Consider the following 23,043-nt stretch of genomic DNA (forward strand, 5'->3'; position numbering starts at 1 on the left):
GGTAACATGCAGGCATCCAGCAAAAAGAGGTAGAAGAGGTATCGCATCGTGGCAAAGGAACGGATAGTTGGACTGATACAGCAGGCTTTGCAGCGAGCGAAAGAGGCAGGCGAGCTACCATTCACCCAGGCGCCTGAAATCGCGGTGGAGCCGCCTCGGGTGAAAGAGTTCGGTGACTTTGCCACCAATGTGGCGATGCTACTCACGCGCGATCTGAAGCGTCCGCCCCGCGAGATTGCCGACACCATCGTCAAACACCTGCCTGAAGACCGCCTGGTATCTAAGGTGGAGGTGGCGGGTAACGGCTTCATCAACTTCACGCTACATCCCCACTGGCTGCACGACGTGCTGCGCGACATCCAGCAGCAGGGTGAGGCGTACGGCAGATGGAGCATCGGGGAGGGCAAGCGGGTGAACGTGGAGTTCGTCAGCGCGAACCCGAACGGTCCCATTACCGTCGCGCACGGGCGCGGAGGGGCGATTGGTGACGTGCTTTCGAACCTGCTCGAAGCGGTGGGCTATCAGGTCACCCGCGAGTTCTACGTGAACGATGCAACCAACTCTCTGCAGATGCGACATTTTGCCCGCTCGCTGGTGGTGCGCTATCGGCAGCTGCTGGGTGAGGATATCGAACTGCCCGAAGACGGATATGCGGGCGAGTATCTCATAGACATCGCGCGGGAACTGCTGGAGAAGGAAGGGGCGCATCTGGCAGAGGGCGACGAAGAGGCGGTATTAGAACGCTTCCGCGCCTACGCCGAGGAGGCGATGAAACGCCAGCAAGAGCAGGACCTTGCGGACTTCGGAGTGGTGTTCGATGTCTGGTTTAGCGAAAACAGCCTGCACACCAGCGGACAGGTAGAAGCGGCTATCCGCGAGCTGAAAGAGCGTGGCTATGCCTACGAACACGACGGGGCCATCTGGCTGCGCTCTACTGCCTTCGGTGATGACAAAGACCGCGTGCTGGTGCGCAACAACGGACAGCCTACCTACATCGCCGCCGATGCCGCCTATCACAAGAACAAGTTCGAACGCGGTTTTGATTACCTGATAGACATCTGGGGACCGGACCATCATGGTTACATCGCCCGCACGAAGGCAGCGGTCGCTGCGCTGGGTTATCCCGCCGAGAACTTTGAGGTGCTTATCTACCAGATTGTGCGCCTGTTCAAGGGCGGAGACCTGGTGCGCATGTCCAAGCGTGCGGGCAACGTGGTCACCCTGCGCGACGTTTTGGACGAGGTGGGTAAGGACGCGGCGCGCTTCTTCTTCCTGATGCGGTCGCATGATAGCCCGCTGGACTTCGATCTGGAGCTGGCGAAGAAAGAGAGCAGCGAAAACCCCGTGTACTACGTGCAGTATGCGCACGCTCGAATCTGCAGTATGTTGCGCGTGGCAGCAGAGCAGGGGTGGGTGGTTCCGTCGGCTTCAGAAACAGACCTTTCTCCCCTGCAGCACGAGAACGAAGTCGCACTGATGAAGAAGCTGGATGAGTTTCCCGAAGAGGTGCTGGAGGCGGCTACCGAGCGCACTCCCCATCGGCTGACACGCTACAGTATGGAAGTCGCCGATGCGTTCCACAAGTTCTATGACACCTGTCGCGTGGTGGGAGAGGCGGAGTCAGTCACCCGCGCACGCCTGGTGCTGGTCGATGCGACGCGCATCGTGTTGAGGAACGTGCTGCGATTGCTGGGGGTAAACACGCCAGAGCGGATGTAGAAAAAAATCCTGGGCGACCCAGCGGCGCAAGTGCGAAAAACAGGCGGTGGTCTGATGGTTTGGGTGACCTTGTTGTTTTTGGTCGTGACTTGCGCAGTGGGTGCTCCCGCGCAGCAAGAAAGAACAGTGCGATATGGCGAATGGCAGTTGACCTTTGACCGTCAGACGGGTGATTGGCTTGCTCTGGCGTGGAAGGGGCACACTGTCAGCGAGCTCCCGCCAACGAGCGCTACACCTTCGGTGGACATCGCGACAGGGGAGAGGGAAGAGAGACGACGCTGGTGTGTGGAAAGCAACGTTACCCGGTGTCGTCTGGTGAACTGGCAGTTTGATGAGGGGAAAGGGGAGTTGACCCTGACCCGCGACGTGGCTGTTGAGGGCGGTCGCTGGCAGCTGCAAGAGCAGGTTCAGTTTGGTGCTTTCGGCAATCCCCATCGCGTCGCCCGTTCCCTCCGTTTGACATGGTTTGGGGAGCAGCCGGCGAAGTTTTATCGGGTGCGTTTCCTGTTGCCCGTGCCCAAACGAGGCGTTTTCTTGTTTCCCACGGCAGACCCCTTTGCGCCCAACCACTCAGGTGATTTATCATCTGTTCCGCCGGGCCGGGGAGCGGCAGGCGCATGGGGTGTTGGGCAATTGCTGGTACAGCAAAGTAGCAACCGAACGTTGCTGTTCATCAACGACGCACGCCGCGACCCTGCGTTTACCTATTTCTGGACGACCGACAGCAGGGTGTTCGTCGCTCACGAATTCATTGCAATGGGGTGGGCTGAGCCAGACGAACCTCAAATCGTTGGTACTGCCTTTCTGGAAGCAGTGCCTGACTCCCTTCCCGGAGCGTTGCGCGCGGCGTTTTGGCGATGGTTTGACGATGTGGGCATCAAAGTGCCTACCGACCGCCCTAAGTGGACGCGGGAGGTAGCGCTTTACTCTTTCCATCCGGGCGGAACGATAGGCAGCAACTGTCTGGACCTGGGCGGTTTTGCGATGGCAAAAAGGATTCTCTTGCCAGTCGTGCGCCAGCTGGGCTTCGGTGCTATCTGGCTTCTGCCTCTGGAGAGTGGAGGCATCTACAACCCGCAAGACTATTATCGGTTTCAAGAAGGGCTGGGCACTGCAGAAGAATACCGGCAGCTCGTTGCTGAGGCACATCGGCTGGGCGTGAGGGTCTGGCAAGACCTCGTTCCACACGGTGGCACACCCGAGGCTGGCATGTTGCGTGGTAACAGACCGTGGTGGCTGGTTCTGGATGAGGACGGCAACGCCTTTAGCTACTGGTGCTTCGATTTCCGCGAACCGGGATGGCAGCAATACATCGGTCAGGTGGCGGAGCATTACGCCCGGAGTTTTGGTATCGACGGTTTCCGGGTGGACGCAGCGGGTGGCGGTCGAACAACGACCTGGCGAAGGCGGGGTTTTCCTCCCGCCGGGAAAGTGCCTGCCAATGTTCCCCCTGACTGGTGGCGGAGCGAGCTGGCAAATGTCGGCGGAGAAGTTCCGCCTCTACCGTATGAGCGTGGAAGCCTGACTCTGCGGGAAGGCGGGTTGCAGATGCTCCGAGCCATTCGTCAGTCTGTCAGAAGAGTCAACCCCGACGGGGCTATCCTGGGCGAGGTGGATACAGTACCCTACATGCAGGAAGCCGATGTCATCTACGATTTTGCGCTTTGCCATCGCTATCTGATGAGACTTCGGGATGTTTCGCCTGCTGAGTTTGTGTGGGCGCTGCAGCGTTACCTTGAAGAGCAACGTTTCGCGGAACCCAGAGGAACGGTGAGATTACGGTATGTGGAGAGCCACGACAGCCTGCGAGCGCAGGGTTGGCTGGGTGTCAACGGCGTGAGAGCACTGATGGCGTTAACTTTCTGGATCGATGGTATGCCCATGCTGTACCACGAGGCAGAAATTGGACACGGACCGTTTATTCAGCGATTACTTGCTACTCGCAGATTCTTGCCCGAATTGCAGACCGGCGATGCCCTTTATACCGATGCCAGCCACTCTGTCCCTCTTGTGAAAGCCGAGCCGAAAGGCATTTTCACTTGCCTGCGGACAAGCGATTACCTCCGCGCTTCTGTACCTGTTATCAACTTTAATCCCCATGCGGTGAGCGCAACCATACACTTGCCTCTCCGTCTTTTGCGCCTCGATGGGAAACGCAAATACGCCGTCTGGGAGGCAGTGGCAGCGACCAAATTGATAGAAGGAACGCCCGCTGAAATTGCCGCAGTGCGTTTGCCTCTCACGGCATATCAGGCGGCGCTGTTAGTCGTGCGTCCATCTGGAGAAGGTAGCCCTGTTCCCAGACCGACCGTCCAACCTTCTTCCTCCAAGCGCCAGTCCAGATTGCCATCCTTGAAACATTCTGGCAGCGCGTGGGTAATCACAACGGCACACTATGGATTCACTGTGGATGCGAGAACGGGCTTGCCCCGCTCGCTTTCTGATGCAGATGGAAGAGTGCTGGTCGGTGCCAGCGAACTGGTTTCCGACGAAGCTGCCAGCATCGAGCGGGTACTTGGCTCGCCGGTTATCACGCAGCAGGAGATTGTTCTGCCATTGCGGGTTATCCTGTCTGATGGCACGCAACTGCGGTTGACCTACCGCTGCCTTCCTCAGGAGGTCAATGTGCAAGGGACGGTGGAAAAGGAGCCACGAAGACTGAGGCGTATCGGGCTACTTTTGAATGTGCCGGACGCCCATCGCTGGCAAATCAATACGGTAGAAGGGTTGCTGGACGACTGGTTCTTTGTGCGCCATCTTTCGGGCAAGCGGGGCACCCATCGTATTTACTGGCGACCACAGGGAACGGAAATTGTGTGGCAGTCAGAGACGATACCTTTACACCCTGACGATGCATGGCTGTGCTTCCAGCAGCGAGATGGCAGGAGCTTTCGTCTGGCGTTTGATGAACCGCTTCGGATGGGCGTGGATAATGTGATGCTGCTGGATAAGGTGTGGGAGAGAGGGACAGCAAGCACTGGCGCGCGTGTTGCGGTGATGTGGCGGGATGACACCAGTTTTACCCCAGCAAACGGCTTGTCCCGAAGATTTTCATTACGCTTTTCCCTTCCACCTTTTCCCCGAACCCGTGCTAACGCTGTTCGTATCCCTCAGGTTACCGTTGCACACCACAGTACTGACTGGGTGGTAGAAAACACTCACTATCGTATCCTGCTAAGGCGTACGGGAGGCGCCATTCGGGCGCTTTGGGCGAAAAAGCCAGTTGAGCGGCTTGTCTTCGCCGATAGCGACATTTACGCCGATAAGGGGTTCCGCAATGTGCAGGGACAGGTGCAATATGCGGGTTCGAAGGATGATGTGGAGGCGGGTGTTCGTGTCTGGCAAGAGGGTTCAACCTTGAGAATGCGGTTTTTCGGCGTCTTGCGGGCGGAGAATGAACGCTTCCGTATGGTAGACCCTCCTATCTGGTTTGTGCAAGAGTATGCTTTTGACAGCTCGCCTACCTTCGCTTGTCGGTTCGCAGTGATGAGTGAGGGCGATGTGCAATTACCACCCGCCTTCTTGGCGTGGAAGGTGAATGTTCCAAACGCCCAGAGGTTCGCTTTCTTCCACGGCGGCACCAGAGCCGGTGAATGGTTGTGTGACGAGAAGCAGCGACGCGGAGAGACGGTGGGAACGGGTACAGTGCCTGATGCGATATCTATTGCTGACGCGGATGGGCATATTTTAGCGTCACTGACGAGCCTGCGCTTTCGCGCAACGTCGTTACCCCGTAACATCTTCATGGACGGCAAACAACTGTTCATTGCCTGGCTAGACGGTGACGAGCACATTGCGGTGCACCAGTGGCAGGAAGCTGAGATGAAGGTCACTGTTGCCGGGATGCCCGGAAAAACGACTGCCTCTTATCTTGAGCCAGTAGAGAAGGTGGATGCAACAGGTATCATGGACCCGTCCTTCGAAACCGGAGGCGCAGAGGTATTCGCGTTATCGCGGGGAACACAGTTGCGTTTTGGCGCCCCGAAAGGGGGCAGCTGGATCGTTCCCCCTGAAGGCATTCTGACTGCGGAAACAGCGCGGACGGGTACGCAGTGCGCTAAAGTTGTCAACATGATGGGCACTTACGCTTTGTTCACACAGTATCTTTCACTGACACAGTTTCCACCTGGTAGCAAAGTGCGCTTATCGGCATGGCTGAAAGGTGAGCAGATTCAGCGGGGCGACCAGGGATGGAAAGCGGCGAGCCTGGACCTGTCCATTCAGTGCAAAGACGGGCGATGGGAACATAAGCCGGTCGCTTTGCTGGACGGAACCTTTGACTGGAGAGAAGTGGGGGGAGTTGTAGACATTCCCGATGACGCCATGGTACTGATGGTCCGCGTCGGCATTAACGGGGGAACGGGCGTGTTGTGGATAGATGACGTGCAGGTAGAACTCGTGCAGTGACCGGACAGCGATCAACTAACGCTGACACAGGGCGAGAACATCCACATACACGAACCCGTCTCTCTCCACTACTTCGCTTGCCTGCACGGGGACAGGATGAGCAAACATCGGTCCCGCATAGCAGAAGGTGTGGTACTCGCCGTTCTCGCCGCAGGGGTCTGCCGTAGAAGGAAGCTGCTGGAGGAGCGGTGCGTCAAACTCGTGTCCAATGAGGGAGGCCGGTATCTGTCGGGGGTCTACACAGGTCAACACTGCCCGTAGACCCTCGTCTATCATCTGCTGCGCCAGCTCGCGCGTATCCGCCCCCCACAGAGGGAAAACCGGAATAATGCCCGTCCCCGCCAGCTGCCTCTCGCGGTAATCGCGGACATCCTGTAGAAAGATGTCACCGAAGGCGAAGTGAGTGACCCCATCTTCCTTCGCACGGTGGATGAGGTCGCGCATGGCGGACTCATAAACCTCGTTGGGGCAGGGATAGGGAATGGGCACTTTCCACAGGGGTAATCCTGCGGCTTGAGCCTGCTGTTCGAGCAGCTCTTCGCGCACGCCGTGCATCGACACCCTTCCAAAGGCGCTGTTGACGGTGGTGACCAGTCCCACAATCTCGGAGTTGTTGGTCTGGCGCAGAACGTGAAGCATCCACGCGCTATCTTTGCCCGACGACCACGACACAAGGATTTTGGGCTTCATCCTTCGCATCCCCCGCGTTCACGAATCCAGTGCTGCAGTTGCTCACTGTAAGTGCCTGCCAGTCCCAGCGCAACCTGTGCCTCTAGATAGCCCTGCGGTATGCCGATGTCCAGCGCTTCGCCCTGTATCTCGCAGGCATAGTACTCGCCCTTTTCCACCAGCATCTGCTGTGCAGTAGTGAGCTGGAACTCGCCCTTCATCGTGCGTCCTGCGGTGATAGTGCGCTCCAGACAATCGAAGATTTCGGAAGTGAATACGTTGATTCCGAAGAAGCAGTAGTAGACGCCGTCGGGCAGGGTTGGCATTCGCAAGGAAGCACGCGCTTGCTCAACAGTTGGTTTCTCTATCATGGCGGTTACATGGATGACGTCTGGAATATCTGGTATGGGTTCTCCCGACAGCGTTCCGTACAGATGTACCCGTTCCTCCGGCGTGCGGCGAACGGCGGAAAGGGTGCCGCCCGTGTGGGCATAGACCTCCAGCACCTGCTGGGTGCAGTTCTTTGTCGTGTGAGAGAGCAGCACGTGGTCGCCCAGATACATCACGAAAGGCTCATCACCAACGAACGTTTTCGTCAGGTAGACCGCGTGTCCCAATCCGAGCGGCTCTTGTTGCACGATGGTTACAATGCGCTCGCCCAGCTGTTGCAGGTGACCTGCCTGCTCATAGAGTAGTTGCCTGTCGTTTTGCCACTGCGCCTCTTGCTCGGTGAGCGCGCCGAAGTAGGCACGGACGCCCGCTTCCGACTCGGGGTTCACCACGATGCCGACCTGCTCGATACCCGCGTTCACAGCTTCCTCCACCAGCAGTTGCAATGCGGGTTTCGTGATGCCATCTCGGTCCACCAGAGGCAACATCTCCTTTTGCAGAGTACGTGTGGCGGGAAACTGGCGAGTTCCGCGTCCCGCGGCGGTGATGATGGCTTTGCGGATGTGGCTCATCGCTCCGAATCTCCGTGAAGAAGCCTGAGCAGTGCGGGTTCAATCAGGTCCCGCAGGGCTGGGTTAGCGTAGCCGACCCATGCCACTGGCTCCCGAATATCCAGAGGTGTTTGCAGCTGCCGTCCGTACTCATCGGTGATGATGGCTCCTGCTTCGCGGGCAATCAGTTCGGTGCAGATATCGTAAGGGTGGGCGCACAGAGGCATCTCTGTGTATCCCAGCTGCCGAAAGGCGACGGGACGCAGGTCGGCGATGAAGCGGTCGTGTCCGACGATCAGTTCGTAAATCTGCCCACCTGTGCTGAGGTATTGGTCGGCGAACACCAGCGGGTTGCCTTTGATGTCCATACTTCGCAGCTGGCGGTAGAGGTTCTCCTCGAGGGCGGCGAGCCATGCCTTGCCATCAGGGAAGAAATTAGCAAAGCTGGCAAAGCTGTAACGCAAGTCCTTCGCGGAGGAGGGTTTCGGGCGGAATGGAGTGGTGCTTCCGTCCCACAGACTCTGTCGTTCCCCGAACGCACCACCCCCGCGAACCGCCCAAAGCGTGTCGACCACACACTGTCGCGAGGTGGGCAGCTCGGTCTGTACGGCGATTTCAATGTCTGCAAGGGTGGTTTGGCGGCCACGGTTCGGGGCGATGCCTGTCAGGCACCACGCACTGCGTTTGTCATACATAATCATACGTGTGCCGTCGATGGGGTCGACCACCATGATGAATTGCGCCTTATCGGTGTTTGTTCCCCGCGGCAGAGACAGCCAGCCGTCCTCAGAGATGCCTTCCGCCACCAGCACGAAGGGCACTTCCTGTGCCCACTGCTCGCAGAACTGCAGCAGTAGATTCTCGACCTGCACGTCGATGCGAAACTGCGTATCGCCATCCGCGCTTTCGGTAGCCTGTGCCAGCCAGTCGGCGGAATACTGCAGGAGCTGAGCGCGCACCTCCGAGCGAATCTGCTCATGCAGTGCGCGCACCCTGCGAATCAGAGTATCGGCGGGGTAGGGCAGCACTTACTGCGCTGCGCCCTCCGTTTGCATGCTCAGGTAGTTCGCCAGACCCATGTGCTCGATCTGGTCACGCTGCGCTTCCGCCCAGTCGATATGTCCCTCCTCCATATTGAGGATACGTATCAGCAGGTCCACAGTGCCCTGATCGGCGACCTGGTGCGCCAGCGCGATGGCTTTGTTATAGGCTTGCACAGCCTCCCCTTCGGACGTTATCACCCCGTTCACCATGTCTGGCACGGTGTTACCGATTAGCAGCTCGCCCAGTTTGATAGTGGGATGCCCCTCCAGAAACAGGAGGCGTTGAATCAGCCACTCCGCATGGTGCATCTCATCGAGAGCGATTTTCTGGAAGGCGGCGTGTAGCTTATCATATCCCCAGTTTTCGCACATTTCCGCTTCCACCATATACTGGTGGATGGCGGTCAACTCATCGGAAAGCAGTTCGTTGAGCACTTTCAGTATCTCAGGGTTGCCTTTCATGGTTCTCCTCCTTGCAGCGACTTTGAGCCATGATTCGCCTGCGCGCACTGGCACTCCTGCAGGTCTTGCTTCGCTTGCTGAAGGCGTTCGGGTGTGCCAACATCGTTCCAGTAGCCTTCGAAGCGCACTGCCCGCACGGCATCGGGGTACTGATGCAGGAGCCGCTGGATGGCCTGGGTAAGCTCGTACTCTCCCCGTGCGGACAACGGAAGTTCTCTCAACACAGGGAGGATGGCGGGCGAAAAGATATGCACACCCGCAAGGTTCCAGTTGGTGTCGGGGTTGCGCGGCTTCTCTTCCACACGTAATACCCTGTCTCCGTCCAGCCAGACGCCGCCTCCCTCAGAGACGTCGGGCAGCCAGTTTACGCCGATTAAGGCGACGATGTCGGGTGTGTATGCCTGTATCAGGCATCGGTAGTTCGACCGGTCAGTGAGGATGTCACCAAAGCTCATCAGCACCGGCTCCGCTGGAAGGCTTTCCAGAGCCACTCGCAATGCGCCCCCGGTGCCCGGCTGGTCTTCGGGCTGGCGGACGTAGTGGATGCGCACGCCGAAGGAGCTGCCGTCGCCAAAGTGCCGGGTGATGCTTTCAGCGTGATACTGGACCACGACAGTAAATTCCCGGATAGACGTTGTCTCACGGATGTTGCACAAGATGTGCTCGAGAAGCGGACGCCCGGCAAGAGGAACCATCGGCTTGGGGATGTTACGGGTGAAATCACCCAACCGGGTTCCCCTGCCTGCTGCCAGCAACACGCACCTGCGCGGCGGGGTGCTCATTCCAGTCTCACCCCGGTATCCACGCGCACGTGCCAGGCGTCTCCGCCCGCGCTCTTGAAAGCCTCTACCACCTCCTGTTCGCGACCGGGCGCATAGGCAAACAGGCAACCGCCGCCACCGGAGCCGTTGACCTTGCCTCCCAGCGCACCGGCTCGCAAAGCTGCTTCCAGCATCCTCTCGATTTTCGGGGTGGATACCTCCAGCCCATCGCGCAACTGAGCATGGTGCGCTATCAGCAGGTCACCCAACACCTGCGGACTCCACTGGTCATTTCGCAGCAACTGCAGGGCGCGCCGGGTGAGATCGCGGTTGATGAGATTGGCGCGCACGCGGCGGGCGTTGCGTGCAGGCAGGTGCTTCAGAGCCTCTTCGGCTTCCTCTAAGGGGGTGGTATGCAGGTCAAAGTGAGGCATTCTTTCCTGCAGCAGCGCAATGCCCTCCGTGACGTCGTGCCTGCGGGAGGCAAGCACTTCTACGGTGGCTTTCGGTTGCAGCGAATCCGCGAGTACCAAACCTCTCAGCTGGATGGGGAGTCGCTCCGCACGGTAGGGCGGTATGGTGTCGATGTACAATACACCGCCCAGCGCAGCGCAAAAGTGGTCCATCATTCCACCCGGCTCTTTGAACTCCAGCACCTCTGTGCGGTGTCCCCATCGCGCCAGCGTTTCAGGGTCGGGATTCATGGGAGTTTCGGCCATTTCACACAGCGCACGCAACCACATGACCACCATCGCCGACGAGCTGGACACGCCTGCCTGCATGGGAATGTCGCTGGTGATGCGGATGGATGCTCCGTACGGGAAGCGTGCCCCCTCACGAAGCAAGACGTTGACCCCCGCCCGCAGGTAATCGCGTGCACGGGTGTACTGTTGTTCCTGCGAGGGGTCTAAGGTCATTCGGTCGTTAATGTCGGGCATGTCGATGTGCAAGCGGTGACCATCGCAGGAGAATTGCACTTCCGCCCGGATTCGGCGGTTGATTGCCGCGGCGATAACAGGTAGCCCGAGATAGTCCTGATGTTCCCCAAAAAGACAAATCCGCCCGGGTGCGGATACCGTAAACGCTCTTCTACTCATGCCTTTAGTATAGGCAAAGGAGGGGAAGGTGTCAAGGCAGTTAGCGGCACCAGAACCGCTCCAAGCCAGCGGCAGAAACCGCTTCCAGCAGGTTCCTTTACGCCAGTCTGCCGTATTCCTCCACCGCCTCGAAGAAAGCGACGATGTTTTCCCACGGGACATCGGGTTCGATCACGTGCGTCGGCGCGATCACCAGCCCGGGCGCGAAGCGGTCGATCATCTCCTTCACCGCGCGCTTCACGTCCTCCGGCTTTCCGAAAGGCATGACCGTTTGTGTGCCGATGGTGCCCCAAAAGGCAAGCCGGTCGCCGAACTCGCGCTTCACCCAGTCCACGTCCAGACACTCGGGTTGCACGGGGTTGAGCACGGTGACACCGACCTCAATCAGGTCTTCGATGATGTCGGCGATGTTGCCGTCGCTGTGGTACCAGACGGGGATGTCGGGGCGCACAGCTCGAGCGGAGGCAATTTCGCGGGCGAGACGCGGTTTGAGAAAACGTCGCCACACATCGGGGCGCATCATCAGCCGGTCTTGCATGCCGACGTCATCGCCAAACTGGATCATGTCGACACCTGCCTCCACCAGGCGTCTGGCTTTGAAGCAGTTATCTTCGGTAATCTTATCCAGCACCCACTCCACAAACTCGGGGTTCTCGATGAAGTCGCGAAAAATACGCTCGAAGCCGATAATCTGCCATGTGGTTTCAAAGATATGCCCGGCGAACCCTGCCACGAAGTAGCCCTTCTCGTGCCATGCCTGCACCTCTGCCTCCAGATGTTCGTGGCGGTAGGAAGGGGTGAAGTCGGGCCAGGGATACTCCTCCAGCTCACGGATGGTGGTTGCGTGTTCCAGTGGGAATACGTATCGGGCGAAGTGATAGAAAGTGCCCGGGATGTGTGCTGTGCCGTATTCGCCGCTGATGACGCTTGCCTCAGGCAGCCGCTTCAAGTAGAGTGAAAAGTCCGGCAGTTCGCGTGGCGGACGGAAGCCGACGTAACGGGTTTCCATGCCGAAGTACTCGGCGGGGTCGGTATGGCCGGTCTCCTTCACGAACCGGTCGTATGCGGCCGGAGTGAAGCCCATTTCTTTGGGAACTCTGTCCGGCACTTCACGGCGAATAGCCCGCAGAACACGTTCTCTGGGTGTCATCCTCTCCTCCGATTACATCTGGCTTCTCACGTAGCTTGCCACCGCGATAAAGTTTCGGGCGGCGTGTTCGCCATAGGTTCCCGAAGCCGTTCCGCTCAGCACAAAGCCGTCAGGACCTGCCTCCTTGATCAGCCGCTTGCTGATGGCGAGTATCTCGTCGGCGCCGCGCTGGTTCAGAACCTCCATGTCGTCGAGATTGCCCACGATGCACACCTTTCCCTGCAGGACTCGTTTGGCTGCTGGCATATCGCAGTCGCCCCAGGGTGGCGCTTCCAGCGGGTCCAGCGCGTCCACACCGATGTCCACAATCGCCTCCAGATAGCGCATGATGGGCCCGTGGTTATGGAAATAGGCGATGCCGCCGTGCTCGTGGATGAGTGATACCAGCTCTTTATCGTAGCGACGCACCAGTCGGTTATACGCGACGGGTCCCAGCTGTGTGGAGGCGTACTCCCCGCCAACGATACGAAACACGTCCACGCCTGCTCTTAACACCCTCTCCACAAACGCCAACAGCCGCTCGTTGCCCACGCGCACCATCTCCTCCATAACGTCCGGAGCGTCTGCCCAGAGCAGGCAGAAGTCCTGCGGTGAGAGCCACTGTGCCGGAAAACAGAGAGCATCCGGCAGTTCGAAGAGCACTACTCCTTCATCCCCCAGCCAATCCTTCGTCTGGAAGAAGTGTCGCAGGGCATTCTCTACTGTCTCTTCTGTCGGTGGCTCGTATGGCGCGGCAAGCAGGTTCAATACGTCCTCGGCGTCCTTGCAGGGAAACTTGGTGCAGGCGGAGGTGACCGGTGTGCGCGTGACAACGCGGGTCAGGGCTCCTTGCGGAGTGTGATAGACGGTACGGGTGGTGTTGCCGACGGTCTCGGTTTCCCGTGGCAAAGCGGAGCCGATGAAACAATCGCATGCCCACCCTGCATAGAGCATCATGTCGGTCTCGCGCACGAGCTGAACAGCCAGTTCGCTATCCGGCGGGATGCGCCCCCAATGCTGGGGAGATACTGGGATGCGGTCGGGCGTGCCCCGATGGAATGCACAGAGTACGCGCTCTCTCGACGTCAATGTTGGTGCCCCCTCGTTGTAGGCGCTGCGCTTGTCGAGGAACAGCAAAACGACTCGGCAGGAGGCTTGCCTCCAACCGCTTGCGACATCCGGAGGGCGAACCTCCGGCTGAACCGAACACAGTGCAAACGGCTCGGTGCGAGCCTCGCCCTCTGGAAGGGGTTTGTTCCTCCGCTGGAGGGCGAACCTCCAGGTGAGCCGGTCCCCAGCCAACCTCCCCGCGGGCGGGGAGCAGAGTTTACAGCTCGGCAGGAGCCTCGCCCTCCGGATAATCGCCCGGCTACGCTGCCCCCAGCAGCTCTTTGCACTTGTCGACGGCAGTGGCGGCGTCCGGAGCGTAGGCATCCGCGCCAATCTGGTTCGCCCATTCCTGGGTAACCGGCGCACCGCCTACGATGAGCTTCACCTTCGGACGCAGTCCTGCCTCGTCGAAGGCTTTAATCACCTCGGGAATATAGGTCATGGTAGTGGTCAGCAGAGCAGACATGCCCACAATCTGCGCGTTGTGTTCCTTCGCAGCCTCGATGAACTTATCGGCACTGACGTCCACACCCAGGTCCACGACCTTAAAGCCCGCGCCTTCCATCATCATGGCTACCAGGTTCTTGCCGATGTCGTGCAGGTCGCCGCACACGGTGCCGATGACCATCGTACCTATCGGCTGTACGTCGGTGGCTACCAGTAAGGGGCGCAGAATCTCCATAGATGCCTTCATGGCGCGCGCTGCCACCAGAATCTCCGGCACGAAATACTCGCCGTTTTTGAACTTCTCACCGGCAACGGACATGCCGGCAATCAACCCCTCATCGAGTATCTGTTTGGGGGTAACGCCCGCGTTTACCAGCTTCTGGGTGAGCTCTACCGCTTCATTGCGTTTGCCTTCCAGTATCGCGTGGGCAAGTGCTTTGAGTTCCTCCTGCATCATGGTCCTCCTGTGTGCGTTGATGGCGCAATGCTGTTCTTGGTATTTTTTCCAACAGTCTATCCGCAGTGATGGTATAAGAGAGATTCCATTCTGTCAAGGCGAATCTCCTGCTCTCTTGCTGGAGTGTATGTGAAAAATGCTCGTAAATCAAACCTTGGGGCGGTGATACATTCTCACACAGGAACACCATGGCGCAGGGAGATCGCCCCCGCCCGGGCGGGCAATGACCGGGATCGAGCAAGATTTTGGCAGGGCAATGCCGAATGGAAAAATGGCAAACATACCGCAGTGGAGGCAAAGCGATGAGAGACCCTCGTTTCGAGCAATTAGCGCAGGTACTGGTAGGGCACAGCACACGGGTGCAGCCAGGCGACAAGGTGCTGGTGGAAGCAACCGATGTGCCCGAGGAGTTCCTCTGCGTGCTGATAGAGCAGATAGTGAAAGCAGGAGGCGTGCCGCTGGTAGATACTAAACACTCGAAAGTGATGCGCACGTTGCAGATGCACGCTACCGAAGAGCAGTTGCAGGTTATCGCCGATGTAGAGAAGTTCCGCATGGAGAAAATGCAGTGCTACATTGGCGTGCGGGGTACCCTGAATAGCGCACAGCTTTCCGATGTTCCCATCGACAAGGTGGAAATGGTGCAGAGGCTGTGGTGGAAGCCGGTTCACAGCGACATTCGCGTGCCCAACACCCGCTGGGTGGTGTTGCGCTGGCCCAACGACAGCATGGCGCAACAGGCGAACATGAGCACCGAAGCCTTCGAAGACTACTATTTCCGGGTGTGTACACTGGACTATAGCAGAATGGAGAGGGCGGTGCAGCCGCTGGTGGAACTGATGGGCCGGACCGACCGCGTGCGGCTGTTGGCACCGGGCACCGACCTGAGGTTTTCCATCAAGGATATTCCGGTCATCCCCTGCTACGGATTGCGCAACATTCCTGATGGGGAGTGTTTTACCGCTCCGGTGCGTGATTCGGTGGAGGGTGAGATTACCTTCAATGTGCCCTCGCTCTATCACGGCAAGACCTTTGAAAACATTCGTCTGGTGTTCAGGGCAGGCAAGATTGTGGATGCCACCTGCAACCTCACCGACGAGCTGAACAGGATACTGGACTTCGACGAAGGAGCACGCTACGTGGGTGAGTTCTCGCTGGGCTTTAACCCGCACATCCTGCACCCCATGAAGGACACGCTGTTCGACGAGAAGATTGCGGGCTCCTTACACTTCACTCCCGGCAACGCCTATGGCGTGGCTGACAACGGCAACCGCTCGCAGATACACTGGGACCTGGTGTTGATTCAGCGCGCCGAGTACGGCGGAGGGGAGATTTACTTCGATGACCGCCTGATACGCAAGGATGGACGCTTTGTGTTGCCGGAGCTGGAAGGGCTGAACCCGGAGAATCTGGCGTAATCCATCCCTCTCCCGGGCACCGGGAGAGGGGAGGATGATAGTTCCGTGTTTAGCGTTGCTGTAGTGGCAGGGGTTTACCGTCGGGGGAGGTGATGCGCAAAGTGAGCTGCCAGCCGTCGGCTCCGTTCAGCACCTTACACAGGATGCGGTTCCAGCCCTGCTGCAGGGTGGCGGTAGCGGTATCCTGGTCAATGGTAAGCCCCCTGTCGCCGATAAACTCGTGCACCTTTTGCCCATTCACCCAGCAGGTAACATCGTCGTCGCTGCCGATTTTCAGGGTGACCGTCTGCACGGTATCGCTGTACACCTCGGCGTAGGCGTAACCGCCCGTGTTCTCGCGCGCACCGGCACTTAGCCAGAAATCCAGCACGCCCTGCGGGTCGTCCAGTTCGATACGCCGCCACCGGACGCCGTTCACCTCCGCCTGCAGGTCCATCGGTGCGCCGGGGTCTACCAGGTCGCGCTGACGGAGCAAGCTGCGCTCCGCCAGAGGAGCCAGTATCCACCAGTTCACCACCATGCCCTGCTGGATCGCGATATCTTGAACGCTGATTGCCGAACCCAACAAACGCAGCACACCTGCCAGACGGATCACGCTTTCACGGTCACGTGCTTTTTCCAGAGCAGTGCGGGCGAGAACCGTCGCTAAGTCGGTTTTACCCTGCTTCTGCAGGGCGAACGCTACCCCTGGCACTGCCTCTATCGCGGCTTGACGTACCTGCTCGTTCTCATGCCCCAGTGCGACCATCAGCGCGGAGGCAGTGTCGGCGTGGCGTAGACGTCCCATGGCGTTCAGCGCGGCAACCTTCACCGCGGGCTCGTTATCACCGAACGCTTTGAGCAGCGAGGGCAGCACCACGCCCGGAGAGCCGGATTGATACCCCAGCAGGTCAATCAAGCGCAGGCGTTGCTCTCCCTGCGCGTTCTGCATATGCACCACCAGCGCCTCTGCAAGCCCCGGTATCTTCACCTCCTGCAGCAAAGAGTATGCGGTGCGGGCGATGGCGGGGTTCGGGTGGTTGAGTGCCTTCACCAGCAAGGTTGCGGTGCCTGCGTTGCTGGTGTGTGCCACTCCCACCAGTCCAGCGGCGCGCAGGGTGGGTGTATTGCCGTTGGCATAGAGCCACTGAAAGAGCGGGGCGGCTTGCCCCGCCGCGCCGGAGCGGCGAAGCCGCTCCGCGATACGTACCAGCGAGTGCTGAGCCGCCTCTTTTTCTCTGGCGCTGCCTTTCTGAGCAATCTGTTGCAACGCCTTCTGGATTTCGGGAGTGGGGAACTCTCCGGCGACCGTAATCGCCGTCAGTCGCACCTCTGCCTGTGCGCTTTTCAGTGCACCCAGCACCACCTTTGCCGAGCTGGGCTGTTTGCGTGCACCGATAGCCATTAGCAGAGCGCTTTTCCACTGCGGGTCGGTTGCCTGCGCGAAGGCGCGTTCCATGGCGGAGGTGGCTTCCTTGCCCGGAATCTGCTGCAGCGCCATTCGTGCTGCCTCGCGCAGGGTCTTATTCTCCAGCAGTTTTTGCAGAGTCGGCACCGATTGTGAAGTGCCCACCACCGTAATCAAGCGCAGCAGCAGGCGATGCAGAGATTCCGGTGCCGGCTTCTGCAGGCGTGCCAGCAACGCTTTCTCGGCGGCGTTACGCTCGGATGTTGCGCCGGGGCGTGTGGACTGGTAAACCACCTTCTCCAGAGCCATCGTGGCAGCCATCACTGCGCCCGGCTCGGCGTCAGGATTTTCGATAATCGCCAGCAGGGCGGGAATAGCCTTCACGCCGAACGGCGCTATTTCCTCAATCGCCTGCCGTCGTGCGTTATCGTCGGGTGACCGCAGCTTCTGAACGGTATGCTCCATGTTCTGGCACGCGCTGGGAAGAGCCAGTGCCAGCAACGCTACTACGGTGAGCCATGTTCTCTTCATTGTCTGCCTGCACCTCCTACCTCAAGTACCACGGCGCGCGATAGGGACGACTGAGCCAGCGGTTTGCCTCCGGGTCGTCCACGAACTGCTCTTTCACGGGGTCCCAGCGCAGCTTCCTGCCCAGCCGCATGGCGATGTTGCCGATATGGGCTACCGTCACCGAGCGATGCCCGATTTCCACGTCGCAAATGGGCTTCTTGCGCGTGCGGATGCAATCCAGCCAGTTCTGGTGGTGGCTGAGGCTGCGATACAGCTGCACATCGTTTGGTCCCCACGTTATCTGCTGCAGCTCTTTGGGGCTGGTATCGATGCCTCCGCGCCACACGTGCACGTAGCCATCTGTGCCCTCGAAGCGCACGCCACGTTCCGGAGTGGTGGCAATCATGTGCACCCCGCTGGCATATTCGTAATGCACCTCGAAGTTCACATAGGTTTCGCACATTCCTTTCACCGGTGGCACGCCCTTGCCTTCCACGCTCACGGGTCCGCTGAGGTCCGTGCCCAGCCCCCATTGCGCGATGTCAAAGTGGTGATGCCCCCAGTCGGTCATCTCGCCGCCCGAGTAGTCCCAGAACCAGCGGAAGTTCCACAGGTAGCGGGCATAGTTGAAAGGCACCCACGGAGCGGGCCCCAGATACAGGTTCCAGTCCAGGTCGGGCGGTGGTTCCACGTCTGGCTGCGGGTCCAGGTCCGGACCGGCTGGCAGGTTCACGCGCACGGTATGCACTTTGCCGATTTTGCCGTTACGCACCAGCATACACGCCAGCCAGAAGTAGTAGTCCGACCTTTGCTGGCTGCCGACCTGAAAGACGCGGTTGTAGCGGCGCACGGCGCGCACCAGAGCCTTGCCCTCGTCTACAAAGAGGGTCAACGGCTTCTCGCAGTACACGTCTTTGCCCGATTCGCACGCCATGATGCTGATCAGCGTGTGCCAGTGATCGGGCGTGGAGATGACTACCGCGTCGATGTCCTTGCGGTCCAGCAGGTGGCGGAAGTCGGTGTAGGCAGCACAGTCCTGATTGCCATAGCGATTGTCCACAGCCTTTTTCGCGCGGTCGCGATGGGGGGCATACACGTCGCATACCGCCAGCACCTGCACCTGTCCGTTACCCAAAAAACCGTTCAGATGTCCCATGCCCATGCCACCAAGCCCGATGAAGCCGAGCGTGATGCGGTCGCTGGGTGCGCTTCGCTGAGCCGAGCCGAACACTGAGGCGGGTACAACGGCAGGCATGGCAACGGCAGCTGCGCCGACAGCCGCCCCTTTGAGAAACTGCCTTCGTGTTATCCGTTTGCCTTTACTCATGCCGACCATCCTTTCCGCGAACGAGATTCAGTCGGGGTGGTAGTTTCACTGAGAACTTCTGGGGATACGGGAAGGAGTCCTGCAAAAACTAACGGGACTACAGCGGCCGAAAGGGCATCTTCGGCGAAAGCCGCATCTTCGCCGGGGAAGCCTCTCACTGTGTCGCATCTCGAAGTCGTCCGTCACACGGTTGCGCTACTCATGCTGTTCGCCGGAACACCACCGATAGCATAAACACTATTGCCGCCGTAAGCACTATCGCCGCGCCAGACGCGGTGCCGAACCAGTAAGAAGCATATAGCCCCAGCACACTGCTGATGCCGCCAATCGCGCAGGCAGCGATTGCCATCCCCCTAAAGCTGCACGTGAGATTGCGTGCGGCGGCAGCGGGTAATAGCAGCATGGCGGTCACCAGTACAATACCAATCAACTTCAGCGACAGGGTAACCATGACCGCCAGCAGTACGAGAAACAGCAGGTCTACGCGTGCGACGGAAGTACCCATCGCCATTGCCATCTCACGGTGCACAGAAACCCGCAGCAGGGCATTCCACATCGCCAGTATCGCCAGCACGCTTCCCGCGCACATGACCGCTACCAGCCACACGTCTTCCCACGCCAGTGCGAGGATATCCCCAAACAGGAACTGGAACAGCCCGGTTTGGTACCCCTGCAGGATGCCCAGCAGCAGGATACCTGCCCCCGCGCAGATGGCGAGGTACACGCCGATCACGGTGTCCGCCGGTATCTGCGTGCGGTGCAGGGTGAAGACAATGGCGAGCGTCACCAGTACAGCAGCGGCGATAACCGTTGGCAGGACCGGAGTCGCCAGCAGGGCGGACAGCGCCAGCCCGGTAAATGCCGAATGTGCCACTGCTTCTCCGAAGAACGAAAGACGCCGCGTGACCACGAAAACGCCGACAAGCGGCAAGCTGAAACCCAGTAACACGGCTGCAATCAACGCGCGCTGGAAGAAGGGATACTGCAAAATCTCCGTCATGGCTGGTGCTCCCGGTGTGTGTAAAGTGTCATTTCTTGTCCGTACACCAGACGAATCATCTCGGCGTTCAAAGCCTGAGCAGGTGGCCCGAAGCAGAGCAATCGGCGGTTCAGGCACAGCACCTGCGAGGCGTAGCGGGTGACCACGCTCAGGTCATGCGAGACCAATACCACCGTCAGGTGATGTTCTTCCCGCAGCTGCTCGATAATGTCGTAGAAGCGGCTCTCCCCTTCGATATCTACGCCGGTTGCCGGTTCGTCCAGAAAGAGGATCTCCGGTTCACGCAACAGATTCAGGGCAATCACCACCCGCTGGAGCTGCCCTCCCGAAAGCTTACCGATGGGATGGTGAAGCATGCGAGAAACCCCGACCTCGTGCAGGGCAGATTCGATACGAGATGAAGAGGCATGAGGTACGTAGGCGTGCAGCATCTCTTTTACCGTCAGGGGAAGGTAGCGGTCGTACTCCAGCTGCTGCGGTACATAGCCCACCTTCTGGCGCAGCTCGCCAATCTGGGCGATGGGCACCCCAAAAAGGGTAATGCTGCCGGAAGCCAGTGGCACCAAACCCAGCGCCGCGCGCAGCAGGGTGGTCTTGCCCGCGCCGTTGGGACCGATGATGGCGACCGTGCTGCCGCGTTCGACCTGCAGGGTGATGTTCTCGATGAGACGCACGCCACCTATCTCCACACTGACGTTGTTCACATCCAGAACGATGTCCGCCATTTATGTCTCCTTACTACCAGAAGCCAGCCACACGTAACCCAACACACTTCGCAGCGATTCCACAGGCAGATGTTTGCTGACGAGGTCATGGAACTCCTTGCGTGTGAAACGATAATAGTAGATACCACCCGGATGCATACCCTGTTTGGATGCACCCCAGCGGGTCAGCCACGACCAGTGATAACCGGATATCGCATATCGTCCGCCCGGCTTGAGCACGCGAGACATCTCCGCCAGCACCTGCCGGCGCAGTCGGTCGCTGGGCAGATGCTCGACCAGCTGGCAGCTGGCTACCGCGTCCAGCGTTTCGTCCGCAAGGGGCAGGAAACAGGCGTCCGCATGTATCAGCAGTGTCTTCTCCAGAAAGCCTGCCTGTTGCATCCGCTGCCGGCACAACCGCAGGCTTTGCAACGAGAAATCCACGCCTATTGTGAAATCTGCCAGCGCAGCAAAATGCTGCAGCATCCGTCCCGTACCGCAACCGATTTCCGCCAGTACATTAAACCGCCCCGATTCACCTCGTAGCGCGCGTAACGTCATGCGGGTTTCCACCGGCGACATGAGGAGCAGTCCCAGTAGACGGTCGTATTGTGAAGCCTGTGCATCCCGTGCCTGCATCTCTGACTGCTTTCGCAACCACTCCTCACGCTCATGCGCTGTCGCGAGGTCGTGCAGCACAAAGCTGGGAATGCCATCCACAATGGGAAACGTCCTCTGACATTCGGAGCACCGTATTTTTCCTTCGCCCGCGAGCAGCTGCTCGCGGTCAAAAGGGCATCTCAACATCTCGCTCTGCCACTGTTGCATGTCCCATCCCTTCCCAAGCGAACTATCGGCGCATGGCTCTATCCAGCGCATTGATATTGCGCATCATGCGTTGCTGGTAGCTCTCCTCCGTGTGGTTCCACGTTTGCTCCATCGGGTCCAGCGGGAATACCGGCACCCCGAGGTCTGCTGCCACTGCTTCCACCAGTCGCGAGGAGGCGGGGGGTGCGGCAAAGATAACCTGCACCCGCTCGCGACGCGCGGTATCCATCAGGTCGCGCAGCCACCGGGCGGAAGGCTCGACGCCGGGTAGCGGTTCAAACACAGCCACCTGCTCCAGTCCTGCCTCCTCGGCGAGGTAGCGGTAGGCTCCATGCGCCGCGATAAACTTCTTTTGCTTCCATGCTTTTGCTCGTTCTGTCAGAATGTGGCGCAGGTCGCGCAGCTGCGTGATAAGCCGGTTTGCATTGCGCTGGTAATCGTCAGCGTGCGCCGGGTCCAGAGCGACCAGTGTATCCCTCGCGTTTTGCGCCAAACGCATTGCGTTCCGCAGAGAGAGCCAGACATGCGGGTCCACCAACTCTTCGTGATGTGCCTCTTCATGCGCATGCAGGTGCTCGTGCTCCGCCAGTGCCGGGAGCTTCCAGCAGCCCTCTGCTAATTCTACCACGCGCGGGTGTCTGCGACCAAGTCCGCGAAGCATGGTTTTCAGAAAGGGTTCGGCTTCCAGCCCCAGCGCGAACACCACATCCGCGTGCTGCAGCAGTTTCATCTGCTTTGCCGTGGGAGCGAAAGAGTGCAGCTCTCCGCCTGGCGGCAGGATGGTCTCCACCGAAACGTGATTGCCTCCTACCTGCCTGACGATATCGGCAACCGGGAAGAATGTAGCAACAGCACGAAGCGGTTCAGAGTTAGTCACAGCGGTTGCACGCTCATCACGTGGTGCGCAACTAGCGATCATCAGAAACACGACGATTGGTAGCAACACACGCCTCAGGTTCGTGGTTTGCCGCACATTTTGTAACATTTCAACTTTTCTCATATCCTTACTTGTTTTCGACATGAGTTGTCCACCTAACAGTAATTATACGGAAGATTCTTTATGGTTGCACTACCGATAAAAGGGTAGGGAACCGTAAGATGGAAACGCACGTTGGGACAACAACCCTTCCTTCGCCAGCGCCGTCTTCCACCCGCGTGCGTTTCATCGGAAATGAGCAGGAGGCTCAACAGAAGACAACTCAAGGAGGAAGAGGTAGAAGATGAGTCTGCGTATCAACACCAACATTACCGCGATGAACGCCCTGCGTGGTTTGGGGCAAACCACCGAAGCTTTTGCGCGCTCGATAGAGCGATTGTCGTCCGGTATGCGCATCAATCGTGGTGCAGATGACCCCGCGGGGTTGATTATCTCCGAGAACCTGCGTGCCCAGATGGTGGGTATGTCGCAGGCAGTGTCCAACGCGCAGGATGCGGCCAACCTTCTGAAGACCGCAGAGGGTGGTCTGGATGAAATCCACAACCTGTTGCGCACCATGCGGCAACTGGCTGTGCACGCCAGCAACACCGGTGTGAACGACCAGACCGCTCTTCAGGCGGACCAGACGCAAATCCGCTCCGCGCTGGAGAGTTTGAACCGCATTGCCGAGCAGACGCAGTTCGGAACCAA

The 23,043-nt window shown here is 59.0% G+C and carries 19 protein-coding genes; 4 read left to right on the forward strand and 15 right to left on the reverse strand.

Annotation, left to right across the window (positions count from 1 at the left end; all coding sequences use genetic code 11):
- Window positions 1-45: 45 nt before the first annotated feature.
- Complete coding sequence (gene argS / locus K6U75_09145; protein ID MCL6475202.1) at window positions 46-1,719, forward strand: arginine--tRNA ligase; 1,674 nt, start codon at window positions 46-48, stop codon at window positions 1,717-1,719.
- Window positions 1,720-1,845: 126 nt separating this feature from the next.
- Window positions 1,846-6,126, forward strand: a complete 4,281-nt coding sequence (locus K6U75_09150) for a hypothetical protein (protein ID MCL6475203.1) — start codon at window positions 1,846-1,848, stop codon at window positions 6,124-6,126.
- Window positions 6,127-6,141: 15 nt separating this feature from the next.
- Here the strand turns inward: K6U75_09150 and K6U75_09155 are convergent, their stop codons facing one another.
- The 9 genes from K6U75_09155 to K6U75_09195 all read right to left on the reverse strand — a co-directional run bounded on the left by K6U75_09155 (window position 6,142) and on the right by K6U75_09195 (window position 14,239).
- On the reverse strand, window positions 6,142-6,816 hold the full coding sequence (locus K6U75_09155) for an adenine nucleotide alpha hydrolase (protein MCL6475204.1): 675 nt from the start codon (window positions 6,814-6,816) through the stop codon (window positions 6,142-6,144).
- The gene (locus K6U75_09160; GenBank protein ID MCL6475205.1) at window positions 6,813-7,757 is read right to left on the reverse strand and encodes a nucleotidyl transferase; all 945 of its coding nucleotides are present in this window, start codon (window positions 7,755-7,757) and stop codon (window positions 6,813-6,815) included. Before K6U75_09160 ends, K6U75_09155 begins: the two co-directional genes overlap by 4 nt.
- Window positions 7,754-8,764, reverse strand: coding sequence for an inositol monophosphatase (locus tag K6U75_09165; GenBank protein MCL6475206.1), 1,011 nt, complete (start codon window positions 8,762-8,764; stop codon window positions 7,754-7,756). The genes K6U75_09160 and K6U75_09165 overlap by 4 nt, the downstream gene beginning before the upstream one ends.
- Window positions 8,765-9,241, reverse strand: a complete 477-nt coding sequence (gene bfr, locus K6U75_09170) for a bacterioferritin (protein ID MCL6475207.1) — start codon at window positions 9,239-9,241, stop codon at window positions 8,765-8,767.
- Entirely contained in the window at window positions 9,238-10,023 is a 786-nt protein-coding gene (locus K6U75_09175) for a nucleotidyltransferase family protein (protein MCL6475208.1), read from the reverse strand. The genes bfr and K6U75_09175 overlap by 4 nt, the downstream gene beginning before the upstream one ends.
- Entirely contained in the window at window positions 10,020-11,099 is a 1,080-nt protein-coding gene (locus K6U75_09180) for a GHMP kinase (GenBank protein ID MCL6475209.1), read from the reverse strand. The genes K6U75_09175 and K6U75_09180 overlap by 4 nt, the downstream gene beginning before the upstream one ends.
- A 97-nt stretch (window positions 11,100-11,196) precedes the next feature.
- Window positions 11,197-12,249 carry a hypothetical protein gene (locus K6U75_09185; GenBank protein ID MCL6475210.1) on the reverse strand — a complete coding sequence of 351 codons (1,053 nt, stop codon included), beginning with the start codon at window positions 12,247-12,249 and terminating at the stop codon, window positions 11,197-11,199.
- 12 nt (window positions 12,250-12,261) lie between these two features.
- On the reverse strand, window positions 12,262-13,317 hold the full coding sequence (locus K6U75_09190; GenBank protein MCL6475211.1) for a hypothetical protein: 1,056 nt from the start codon (window positions 13,315-13,317) through the stop codon (window positions 12,262-12,264).
- Between the two features lie 280 nt (window positions 13,318-13,597).
- On the reverse strand, window positions 13,598-14,239 hold the full coding sequence (locus K6U75_09195; GenBank protein MCL6475212.1) for a corrinoid protein: 642 nt from the start codon (window positions 14,237-14,239) through the stop codon (window positions 13,598-13,600).
- 305 nt (window positions 14,240-14,544) lie between these two features.
- Here K6U75_09195 and K6U75_09200 point away from each other — a divergent pair, with 305 nt between their 5' ends.
- On the forward strand, window positions 14,545-15,660 hold the full coding sequence (locus tag K6U75_09200; protein ID MCL6475213.1) for an aminopeptidase: 1,116 nt from the start codon (window positions 14,545-14,547) through the stop codon (window positions 15,658-15,660).
- Window positions 15,661-15,709: 49 nt separating this feature from the next.
- Here K6U75_09200 and K6U75_09205 read toward each other — a convergent pair whose 3' ends face one another.
- The 6 genes from K6U75_09205 to K6U75_09230 form a co-directional block, all read right to left on the reverse strand.
- A complete protein-coding gene (locus K6U75_09205) occupies window positions 15,710-17,578 on the reverse strand; it encodes a HEAT repeat domain-containing protein (protein MCL6475214.1) in 1,869 nt (622 codons plus the stop codon).
- 16 nt (window positions 17,579-17,594) lie between these two features.
- A complete protein-coding gene (locus K6U75_09210; protein ID MCL6475215.1) occupies window positions 17,595-18,884 on the reverse strand; it encodes a Gfo/Idh/MocA family oxidoreductase in 1,290 nt (429 codons plus the stop codon).
- Window positions 18,885-19,083: 199 nt separating this feature from the next.
- Entirely contained in the window at window positions 19,084-19,884 is an 801-nt protein-coding gene (locus tag K6U75_09215) for a metal ABC transporter permease (GenBank protein ID MCL6475216.1), read from the reverse strand.
- Window positions 19,881-20,609, reverse strand: coding sequence for a metal ABC transporter ATP-binding protein (locus tag K6U75_09220; protein ID MCL6475217.1), 729 nt, complete (start codon window positions 20,607-20,609; stop codon window positions 19,881-19,883). The genes K6U75_09215 and K6U75_09220 overlap by 4 nt, the downstream gene beginning before the upstream one ends.
- The gene (locus K6U75_09225; protein MCL6475218.1) at window positions 20,610-21,416 is read right to left on the reverse strand and encodes a methyltransferase domain-containing protein; all 807 of its coding nucleotides are present in this window, start codon (window positions 21,414-21,416) and stop codon (window positions 20,610-20,612) included.
- Window positions 21,417-21,438: 22 nt separating this feature from the next.
- A complete protein-coding gene (locus tag K6U75_09230; protein MCL6475219.1) occupies window positions 21,439-22,401 on the reverse strand; it encodes a metal ABC transporter substrate-binding protein in 963 nt (320 codons plus the stop codon).
- 235 nt (window positions 22,402-22,636) lie between these two features.
- Between K6U75_09230 and K6U75_09235 the strand changes: the two genes are divergently transcribed.
- A partial coding sequence (locus K6U75_09235) for a flagellin (protein MCL6475220.1) occupies window positions 22,637-23,043 on the forward strand: 407 nt, incomplete at its 3' end.

It is taken from the genome of Bacillota bacterium, from assembly GCA_023511455.1.
Lineage (GTDB): Bacteria > Armatimonadota > HRBIN16 > HRBIN16 > HRBIN16 > HRBIN16.

Bases quoted from the DNA above. Each gene is read 5' to 3' on its own strand.
- K6U75_09175 (MCL6475208.1), bottom strand. From the start codon at position 10,023: ATGAGCACCCCGCCGCGCAGGTGCGTGTTGCTGGCAGCAGGCAGGGGA.
- K6U75_09155 (MCL6475204.1), bottom strand. From the start codon at position 6,816: ATGAAGCCCAAAATCCTTGTGTCGTGGTCGTCGGGCAAAGATAGCGCG.
- K6U75_09215 (MCL6475216.1), bottom strand. From the start codon at position 19,884: ATGACGGAGATTTTGCAGTATCCCTTCTTCCAGCGCGCGTTGATTGCA.
- K6U75_09225 (MCL6475218.1), bottom strand. From the start codon at position 21,416: ATGCAACAGTGGCAGAGCGAGATGTTGAGATGCCCTTTTGACCGCGAG.
- K6U75_09205 (MCL6475214.1), bottom strand. From the start codon at position 17,578: ATGAAGAGAACATGGCTCACCGTAGTAGCGTTGCTGGCACTGGCTCTT.
- K6U75_09220 (MCL6475217.1), bottom strand. From the start codon at position 20,609: ATGGCGGACATCGTTCTGGATGTGAACAACGTCAGTGTGGAGATAGGT.
- K6U75_09230 (MCL6475219.1), bottom strand. From the start codon at position 22,401: ATGTTACAAAATGTGCGGCAAACCACGAACCTGAGGCGTGTGTTGCTA.
- K6U75_09200 (MCL6475213.1), top strand. From the start codon at position 14,545: ATGAGAGACCCTCGTTTCGAGCAATTAGCGCAGGTACTGGTAGGGCAC.
- bfr (MCL6475207.1), bottom strand. From the start codon at position 9,241: ATGAAAGGCAACCCTGAGATACTGAAAGTGCTCAACGAACTGCTTTCC.
- K6U75_09160 (MCL6475205.1), bottom strand. From the start codon at position 7,757: ATGAGCCACATCCGCAAAGCCATCATCACCGCCGCGGGACGCGGAACT.
- K6U75_09195 (MCL6475212.1), bottom strand. From the start codon at position 14,239: ATGCAGGAGGAACTCAAAGCACTTGCCCACGCGATACTGGAAGGCAAA.
- K6U75_09210 (MCL6475215.1), bottom strand. From the start codon at position 18,884: ATGAGTAAAGGCAAACGGATAACACGAAGGCAGTTTCTCAAAGGGGCG.
- K6U75_09180 (MCL6475209.1), bottom strand. From the start codon at position 11,099: ATGAGTAGAAGAGCGTTTACGGTATCCGCACCCGGGCGGATTTGTCTT.
- K6U75_09185 (MCL6475210.1), bottom strand. From the start codon at position 12,249: ATGACACCCAGAGAACGTGTTCTGCGGGCTATTCGCCGTGAAGTGCCG.